Origin of the sequence: Neobacillus drentensis (assembly GCF_036965245.1) — a bacterium.
Lineage (GTDB): Bacteria > Bacillota > Bacilli > Bacillales > Cytobacillaceae > Neobacillus > Neobacillus drentensis_G.
Genome location: NZ_JBALPG010000072.1, coordinates 369 through 9,132, shown reverse-complemented (window position 1 = coordinate 9,132; position 8,764 = coordinate 369). Strand labels below are relative to the sequence as shown.

10 protein-coding genes and 3 pseudogenes are annotated in these 8,764 nt (G+C 35.2%); 8 read left to right on the top strand and 5 right to left on the bottom strand.

The window, feature by feature from the left end; translation table 11 throughout:
• Positions 1-193, bottom strand: a pseudogene (locus V7150_RS15950) (hypothetical protein); the annotation flags it as partial.
• Positions 194-678: 485 nt separating this feature from the next.
• Between V7150_RS15950 and V7150_RS15945 the strand changes: the two are divergent.
• Together V7150_RS15945 and V7150_RS26715 are read left to right on the top strand one after the other, a co-directional pair.
• Positions 679-1,422, top strand: a pseudogene (locus tag V7150_RS15945) (DNA topoisomerase); the annotation flags it as partial.
• An 83-nt stretch (positions 1,423-1,505) separates the two neighbouring features.
• Positions 1,506-1,710, top strand: a pseudogene (locus V7150_RS26715) (ATP-binding protein); the annotation flags it as partial.
• Positions 1,711-2,065: 355 nt separating this feature from the next.
• Here the strand turns inward: V7150_RS26715 and V7150_RS15940 are convergent.
• Positions 2,066-2,542 carry a staygreen family protein gene (locus V7150_RS15940; RefSeq protein WP_335520224.1) on the bottom strand — a complete coding sequence of 159 codons (477 nt, stop codon included), beginning with the start codon at positions 2,540-2,542 and terminating at the stop codon, positions 2,066-2,068.
• Positions 2,543-2,684: 142 nt separating this feature from the next.
• On the opposite strand from V7150_RS15940, the gene uvsE (V7150_RS15935) reads away from it, so the two are divergent.
• A complete protein-coding gene (uvsE, locus tag V7150_RS15935; RefSeq protein WP_335520222.1) occupies positions 2,685-3,638 on the top strand; it encodes a UV DNA damage repair endonuclease UvsE in 954 nt (317 codons plus the stop codon).
• Between the two features lie 36 nt (positions 3,639-3,674).
• Positions 3,675-4,640, top strand: a complete 966-nt coding sequence (gene uvsE, locus V7150_RS15930; RefSeq protein WP_335520221.1) for a UV DNA damage repair endonuclease UvsE — start codon at positions 3,675-3,677, stop codon at positions 4,638-4,640.
• A 28-nt stretch (positions 4,641-4,668) separates the two neighbouring features.
• On the opposite strand, the gene V7150_RS15925 is transcribed toward uvsE (V7150_RS15930), so the two are convergent.
• Positions 4,669-5,100 carry a pyridoxamine 5'-phosphate oxidase family protein gene (locus V7150_RS15925; protein WP_335520218.1) on the bottom strand — a complete coding sequence of 144 codons (432 nt, stop codon included), beginning with the start codon at positions 5,098-5,100 and terminating at the stop codon, positions 4,669-4,671.
• Positions 5,101-5,217: 117 nt separating this feature from the next.
• Here V7150_RS15925 and V7150_RS15920 point away from each other — a divergent pair, with 117 nt between their 5' ends.
• The gene (locus V7150_RS15920; protein ID WP_335520215.1) at positions 5,218-5,655 is read left to right on the top strand and encodes a ferritin-like domain-containing protein; all 438 of its coding nucleotides are present in this window, start codon (positions 5,218-5,220) and stop codon (positions 5,653-5,655) included.
• 57 nt (positions 5,656-5,712) lie between these two features.
• Here V7150_RS15920 and V7150_RS15915 read toward each other — a convergent pair whose 3' ends face one another.
• Positions 5,713-6,141, bottom strand: coding sequence for a YugN family protein (locus tag V7150_RS15915; RefSeq protein ID WP_335520213.1), 429 nt, complete (start codon positions 6,139-6,141; stop codon positions 5,713-5,715).
• A 168-nt stretch (positions 6,142-6,309) separates the two neighbouring features.
• On the opposite strand from V7150_RS15915, the gene V7150_RS15910 reads away from it, so the two are divergent.
• From V7150_RS15910 to splB, 3 genes are all read left to right on the top strand, one after another.
• Entirely contained in the window at positions 6,310-6,480 is a 171-nt protein-coding gene (locus tag V7150_RS15910) for a hypothetical protein (RefSeq protein WP_335520209.1), read from the top strand.
• A 72-nt stretch (positions 6,481-6,552) separates the two neighbouring features.
• Entirely contained in the window at positions 6,553-6,792 is a 240-nt protein-coding gene (locus V7150_RS15905) for a transcriptional regulator SplA domain-containing protein (RefSeq protein ID WP_335520229.1), read from the top strand.
• Between the two features lie 21 nt (positions 6,793-6,813).
• Positions 6,814-7,842, top strand: a complete 1,029-nt coding sequence (gene splB / locus V7150_RS15900; RefSeq protein ID WP_335520206.1) for a spore photoproduct lyase — start codon at positions 6,814-6,816, stop codon at positions 7,840-7,842.
• Between the two features lie 201 nt (positions 7,843-8,043).
• On the opposite strand, the gene V7150_RS15895 is transcribed toward splB, so the two are convergent.
• The gene (locus V7150_RS15895) at positions 8,044-8,589 is read right to left on the bottom strand and encodes an HXXEE domain-containing protein (protein WP_335520203.1); all 546 of its coding nucleotides are present in this window, start codon (positions 8,587-8,589) and stop codon (positions 8,044-8,046) included.
• Positions 8,590-8,764 lie beyond the last annotated feature (175 nt).

Below are 8,764 nucleotides of genomic sequence, written 5' to 3'. Positions count from 1 at the left end.
AGCACGGATCAAACATCGGATAACTTGGGTAACAACTTGGCGGATGGTAAACTTGTGGTGCTATATGGGGTATATTTGGTAAAACATTCGTTGGCATAGTCTGCTGTACTGGCATGACATTCGGACTTATCATCGGTTTACTTGGCATTACGTTAGGCATCATGTTAGGACTTACATAGGGCTTAGTATCCACTTTTATCTCTCCTCATCATTTTTTTAATACAAAATAGTGTATGTGTCTATAGGAGAGTGTGTATAGACGTTTCCCCATTGATATTGCACCAAACCTTATTTCCCTAATTAATTTAATACCGCAAGTTGGAGCGCTTTTTCCGTAAGTTGGAGAGCCTTTTCTGAAAATTGGAGAGTCTTTTAGAATGGGTGTTAATGTGGAGAGAACGATCAATTATACTGTGGAACCCCCTGAAAATTTTCAGCAATTATTAACTATATATGTATCATTGGGATGAAATTCATTGAATTTAACATTTTGTTTATTAATGTTAATGAAACTTATGATTCTTTAAGATTATCACGTTTTCCATTAAAAGTTGTATGAAATTATAGACACAGTAGAAATTTTATATAGTCCATTTAGAGCAGGATGACTTTAAATCGTTATAAAAACTACCTAAAAGGTTATTGGGGAAAGCAACCCACAGAAGATTTTCACTGTATAAACTGACTTCTCACATTACGAAGCCACCTAAACATCATACAGAAAAAACATTACAAAGAGTGATGGAAACATGTGGTAAAGGGCATGATGATCAGGAAAGTGAAGAAATGATGGGTTCTATTCAAAGTGACTTTAGTATCGGAACCTCCGGCTACGAGAGCTGAAACAATCAAAAAATTAAAAGATGTCGGCTATATTACAGTTCAAAATAAAAATTTACTTAGCACGGAACTAGCTATTAAATTAGTAGAAACCTTCCCTATATAGGAAGTATTTGATTTAGAATTTACAGGTCGCTTAGAAAAAACATTATCTGATATCGAAAAACAAAAATTTACAAAGCAAGATTTTCTAAATACAATCTTTGAATTTACGACTGATGCAGTTGAAAAAATTAAAAATGAACAACAAGTAATCATCAATGAAGTGACTAGGGAAAAGAAGAAAATCGAAGTATTAGGAAAATGCCCTGCTTGCGGAAGTGGAGTTATCGAAGGACAAAAAGGGTTTGGTTGTAGCATTGGAAAAATGGATGTAAGTTTGTTATTTGGAAGAATGATAAATTTCTAGCTTCGATGAAGAAAAAACCTTCTAAAACGATGGTGAAAACTCTTTTGAAAAATGGAGTTGTAACAGTGAAAGGATTAACAAGCAAAAAAGGTAATAAGTTTGATGCTAACATGAAATATGAAAAAAATGCCGAAAACGAATTCATTAATTGGAAGATGGAGTTTATTAAATAATATTGACTATTAATAATAGATAAATACTATTTTATGAGTCCCTATCATTAAGATGCCCTTAACAACTTATTAAGATAGTTAAAAAGGAATGGGGTGAATTGATGGGAACAGGGAATTTCTACAGCTTTACTGGACCGTTTACTCCATATGGTTGAGGTTATTCAGCTTTAGGAAAATGACAGCTATAGGATTAAACATCGAACCACCATTTTCGGAAAGGAAAGTGCCCAAATTTCCCCACTCTTACCAAATGAATATGTGGGGAAATATCAAAAGTGTTCAAAATAAAATGGCAAAAGGTGTTCAAAACTATTTGACGGTTACAACTTGTTCTTCTCTTTTTATTTTTTGGGTAGTCAATTAGCATCCTTCATTCTTTAATGGTGTTCTGTAAACTTAAAATCTATGTATTTTAAAATGTGTTCCGTCACCATTTCCTATTGTATTCGATTGGATAAGTTAACGGAAGACCAGTTCTGTATTGAATTTAAATATCAAAAATAACCACTCAAAAAGTGACCGTTTTGTATTGCAGATCTTTGGTTTCAACAAAATAATGTTGTTTTAAATCTACGAAGTTATTTAAAAATTCAAATCTGTTATCCACAATCGGCCCTTTTATTTGAAAAAGATTTTAAATAAATCACTTAGTAACGTCTGGGAAAAAGATGGAATCTAAATATTGACGTGGGGTACCATAGTAAAGAACTTGATTATATTGTGGAAAGATTGATTCGAAATAAATAAAGATGGAGGAATCCAGCAGTCGTGGATAAAAGCTAAAAAATCTACGATCACCGTAAAAAATAGCAGTTAAGGCAAGTTTCATTTCTCTTTGGAAAATCATAAAGCGTTGCATAGAGGAGCGTTCATCGAATTCTCCTCCACTTACATAGACTTTGCCTTGAAATATAAACTGCCTATTTTGTGAGGCCCATTTTGCTAAAACCTCATCTCGGATTTTTAAGTTTATCGAAGGAAGGTCATAATGATTGCCGATACTTAAAAATAATTCTCCAGTAACATCAGAATGTGTTAAGGTATACTTTCGACCATCTACAGGCAGATATTCAGTGGTAAAGGGCAAATACTTGGTACTTAATTTTGCGGCATTTAACATGCTAATCCGAAACCAATCCTTTCGTTAAAAGTATACATTAGGAAGTTTATGTTAAAAAAAAAATAATTAGATCAAAATAAAACTTTAAATGTGGAGAAAAGTCGTTTCTGTTTTTACGGTATTAAAAAAAGGAGAAAAATAGATGAAAATCCGTTTTGGCTATGTAGCCAATGCATTGGGTTTATGGGACGCAAGCCCTTCCAAAACTTTGACCTTTGCTCGCTATTCAGCTCTTTCTAAAATGGAGCGAATGGACAAACTAAAATCTGTAACAGCACAAAATTTACAGCATACAAAAAGAATTTTGCATTATAATATCGCCCATGAAATCAGCTTATATCGCTTTTCAAGTTCATTTGTCCCTTTGGCAACCCATCCGGAAGTGATGTGGGATTTCGTTACTCCGTTCAGAACCGAGTGGGAAAAACTGGGGCAGCTAATCCGACAATTTAAACTTCGCCCAAGCTTTCATCCAAACCAATTTACACTTTTTACGAGTCCACGGGAAGAAGTGACCATGAATGCAGTGAAGGATATGGAATATCATTTTAAAATGCTCGAAGCGATGAACGCACTAGAAAGGGGTATTATCAATATTCATATTGGCGGAGCGTATGGGGATAAAGATACCTCATTAAAACGATTCCATCAGAATTTTAAAAAGTTGCCCCATACTATTAAAAAACACGTAACACTTGAAAATGATGATAAGACCTATAATGTAGAGGAAACACTGATTACTTGTGAAAAAGAAAAGGTTCCAATGATTCTTGATTACCATCACTATATGGCGAATAAAGGAGAGGGTGACCTCTCACATTATTTACCACGCATATTTAATACATGGAATAGCTTTTCTACAGTTCCGAAAGTCCACATTTCCTCACCAAAGTCAGACCAAGCTTATCGTTCACATGCTGATTTTGTCTCATTAGATTTTATCCTCCCGTTCTTAAAAATGGCAAAGGCGCTTGATCGGGATTTTGACATTATGATCGAAGCCAAGCAGAAAAACCTTGCTATGTTGAAACTCATAGAAGAGATCGCTTCTATTCGGGGAGTCAAACGTATATCAAGCGGAGAGGTGGAATGGTGATGGGAAGATCAACTACTTTGGAATGAGGTGGGAAAAATGACGATTGTTCGTCTCGGTTATGTAGCAATGAGCATTGAATTAAAAAATGCATCTCCCTCACAAACAATGACATTTACGCAATTTCAGAAAATTGATGACCGGGAAGCTGCTATTCGCAAATTGGAACGTATTTCGTTATTAAATTTACAAAATACACTAAGAATTCTAAAACATAATGCAGCATCTGACATCCATTTTTATCGTTTATCTTCTCGTCTAATCCCTCTGGCTAACCATGAAGAACTTCTTGATTGGAATTATCTGAAGCCACTGCATAAACTGCTGCGTGAGATTGGCGATTTTGCCAAAGAAAACAATATGAGAATTGATTTTCATCCGGATCACTTTGTTCTCATTAATTCCATGAAGAAAGAGATTTTAATAAATTCCATCCAAACGTTGAAGATGCATTATTTATTATTAAAAGGGATGGGAATTGAACCTACTCATCGCTGTGTCATGCATGTGGGAGGTAATTATAAAGAGACGGATGTATCGCTGGAACGTTTTATAGATAATTGGATGGTCGTTCCGAGATCGATTCAAAAAATGATTATGCTTGAAAATGACGATACTTCATTTACGCTAGAGGATACTCTTTACTTATGTGAAAAACTGGATATTCCTCTTGTTTTCGATTATCATCATCACCTTGCTTACCATCGAAATCCTGATTGGGAAGTTCATTGGAACCGGGTCATCCAAACGTGGAGGCATTCTCCTCTTCCCGTAAAAATGCATATTTCCAGTCCAAAAAGCCAAAAAGCATTTCGTCATCATGCGGATTTTGTTGATGTGGAAATGTTTTTTCGGTTTTTAAATGAAATTAAAGGCAGCGTTAGGCAAATTGACTGCATGATTGAGGCAAAAAGAAAAGACGAAGCCCTTTTTCATTTAATGGACGAGATTAGGACGAGGGATGATGTGGAAATTATTGATGGCTCTTCTTTTCATTTAAATTGATAGGAAGAGCCAATAAGTAATTTATTTACTAATAGTTTTTTAATGTGAATTCTTGTGGTGGTTCATCGTTTAGGTTAAAGATGCGGACTGTTTCAGGCTGTATTTCAAGAAATACGTAGTTCGGATCATTGGGGCCATCAAACCAATTATTAAACGATTCTTCCCAGAATTGATCCTTCAAAGATTGTGTATCATTAATAGATGAAGTGCCTAATATTTCAACAAAGGCATCACTTTGTCCTTTCTCTTCATAACCAAGCAATACCGAAACATATGGATTATTTTTAATTTCATCAATCTTTTCCGTGTCCTTTTTCGTTGGTGTATATAATGTTAAGTCCTCGTTGTAAAACGTCATATAACGTGAATGAGGCTTATTATTTTCAACCGATGCCAGGGTACCCGTTCTGTGGTTAGAAATGATGTTAACAACCTTTTCTTTTAAATCTTGATTGTTCATTTATTGTCCTCCTATGGATTGGTTTCATTTTATTTTCTACTAAAGCAAGACAAATAAACTGTAAGAAATTCACTGACTTGATAAAAAAAGATTACATAAATGAAGGAGTGGTTCATGATGGTAGGTAATGATGTCGTCAAAACATTAAATCAATTTTTAAAGGGACAATATATGGGTATCCATGCATATGAACACCATATTCAAAAATTAACAGACCCTAACGTAAAGAAGGAATTTCAAAGGATTCAACAAGAACATAAAAACCACGCCTTAAAAGTTGCCGAAAGGATTCAAAATCTGGGAGGAACACCGGTAGATGATGAAGGTTTGATTGGATCAGTTCAAGGTTTTTTTAGCCAATTTATGATTCCTGATACCTCTGTTGGAATTATGGAAAGTGTATTAAAGGGTGAGAGCTATTATGGAATTCGAGTGTCGGAGGAAATCGTAAGAGGGGATTTAGATCATGAAAGCCGGCAATTAATCGAAGAGATATTAGATAAAGATAGAGAGCATGTTCATTATTTACAACAGCTACTTCACAAGATGAATTAAAATCGTAAGAAAAAGCACCTAGAGGTGCTTTTTCGCTGATGTTTTCATTAAGTGTCATTAGGAAACTAATAATCCATTGATTGAACTAAAGACTTGTTGGATTGCCTCTTCACCGGCTTTCGTCCATCTGCTTTTATCATAGATATAGTCGTCAGTATCCAATGGTTTTTGAAATTGATCAAGCCCAGTAGTACCCGTTAAAAATGAGTTTTCATCATGATCTAGCCCAATGTTGACAACATGCTTGATGACAAAAGGTTTTCCAAACTCAATCAATGTACTGGAATGATCTAAAGCCCCATCTAAAACATAAATAGGGACTCTTAGGTAAATAGACTCTCCTCCATCACGCCATAACAATGCGTCGAATTTCCCTTGGTCAAAATCAAAATTACTGCAAAAACTACATCCGTAAGAATGAAAAATATCACGAACTGCCCCAAAATACGCTCTTTTTCCTTCAATTTCAGTTTGTAATAGAATCATTTTTACTTCACTCCTGTATGAAAGGTCAGTTACTATTCTTAACTATAAAAAGAATAAAATACCTAGCTGTCAATGAGGAATTGGAAAATGTTTTTTTTATTCATTTTATTATGCTTCGAATAACTTCAGGGATGTAACAAAACCTAATGAACGAAGGAGGTGCTTATATTGTCAAACCAGCAACGTACTAATGGCGAAATACAAAAAGGGAAATCCGGCAATCAACCGGGTTCAGGATCGAAATACCATGAGGAACATGCAGGAAAGGTTACCGGTTACGGACAACCTAATTCAAACGTTGAGATGCTAACAAATAAAGCTGACAAGCCTTCATTATAATTAACTACTTCACGCCCTTTGTGGCGTTTTTTCCGTGATAAAAATAAGGACATTTAAAGGATGGTGAAAGGAATGGAAGTAAATCCTGAGTATGTCTCCCAAAATCCAGGGGATGTTGTGTATGTCTTTTATCGTAATCCTCATACACAGGACGTTGCAAATGTTCAAGAAGCGGCCGTTGTGAATAATCCCGACAATCCTGGTGAATTGGCTATATTTCTATATGAAACCTATTACCCTCTAACAAACGAAATGGCTGTTTACACAAGTGAAGCTGATGCGATGAAGGCCTATGAACAGTATTTTGGATAAGAATAGAATGGGGATTATCAGATGAATAAACCATTTATGCCACAGCTCGTTTACTTTGAACCAGATGCTTTGAAATATCCACTTGGGCAGGAACTTAAGGAAAAGTTTGAAAAAATGGATGTAGAAATTCGTTATACTACTTCGCATAATCAAGTCAGAAACCTTCCTGGGGATACTGACTTTCAAAGGTATAGAATTGCAAAGTCAACACTAGTAGTTGGTATAAGAAAAACACTTAAGTTTGATACATCAAAGCCTTCAGCTGAATATGCAATCCCTTTTGCAACAGGTTGTATGGGTCATTGCCATTATTGTTATTTGCAAACGACGATGGGCTCGAAGCCTTACATTCGTACATACGTAAATGTAGAAGATATTTTAGATGCTGCTGATCGTTATATGGAGGAACGGGCGCCAGAAATCACAAGATTTGAAGCATCCTGTACATCTGATATTGTCGGACTCGATCATCTGACGCACACGTTAAAGCGGGCTATTGAGCATTTTGGGAAATCAGAGCTTGGCAAGCTGCGTTTTGTCACAAAATTTCATTTTGTCGATCATTTACTTGATGCGGAACATAATGGAAAAACGAGATTTCGCTTTAGTGTAAACGCGGATTATGTAATAAAGAATTTTGAGCCTGGGACCTCTCCGTTAGAAAAGCGGATCGAGGCAGCTGGAAAAGTGGCAAGAGCCGGTTATCCATTAGGATTCATTGTGGCACCCATCTATCTTCATGAAGGCTGGAAGGAAGGATATCTTCATTTGTTTGAACGACTTGAAGCAGAATTACCAATGGTTGCAAGGGACGATATCACATTTGAGTTTATTCAACATCGGTTCACGAAGCCGGCTAAGCGAGTGATTGAAAAAAACTACCCGATGACAAAATTAGAATTAGATGAGTCTTCAAGAAGGTATAAGTGGGGGAAATACGGCATCGGTAAATATATTTATCAAAAAGAGGATGAAGAGGAGATAAAAAATCACCTTTATTCCTACATGGAAAAGTTTTTTCCAAATGCTAAATTGGAATACTTCACCTAAACGATTCAAATAACTTATTTTAAGACACACGATATTTCATTCTGAAAAATTGTGTGTTTTTACATTGCAGAGCTATATAAAGTAACTAGTGTATAAGTTCTCCGTGTTGAAGCAAGATATTAAGGGTTTTTTTAGTGTTGAAATTTAGCGGAATGTTTGCAATACCCTAGATTATCTAGCTGATTTATTGGATGAAATTGATTAGCGGATTAATCGTCTCCCTAAAAGATTCCCTATAAGAAAAATTGGTACCAATAAAATGGTGATGGGAATACTTTTAAATAGTAAATGTCTGTCTATAAGACTCAATTCTATCAAGCGGTAATAGGTAAGAAGAGAATAAGGAATTACCATAAATAGCGCCGTTACGACACCAGGTGTATAACCACGGAAAATGATAGTCTGACCAATATGAGAAAAGGCCTGTAAAAAAAATATATTTATTACAGCAGTAAACAGGAGAAAGTTTTCCCCGGTTGGAATATGATAGGCGGTCATAAATGTGATAAATGAAATAATAAGCAAAATCCATGCAATCATAATAGAATGTTGGGCAGATTTCGCACTCAATTTTTTTCTAATGACAAACGAAAGTTTGGCGAGGAAAGTTTTCGGAACTCTGTTTTTGTACTTGGTCATAAAACTTTCAACTGTTATGATCTCTTCTAAGGCATGGAACATAAAAATGACGGGCAACAACCAAATAACTGTTTGAATGTAGAATAATTCATGTAATGTCTCTTGCATCTTTTGCCTCCTGTTTATAAAGAGTAACTTGATTTTCTACATAGTAATAGACTTCTGTAAATAATTCGAACGATGACTAAAACTAAATCGGCTAAAAAATGACTTTCTACCCCATTTAAAGATTTTGGATTTGATAACTAGCAAAATCTTAGGAATCCTAACGTTTATCTTATAT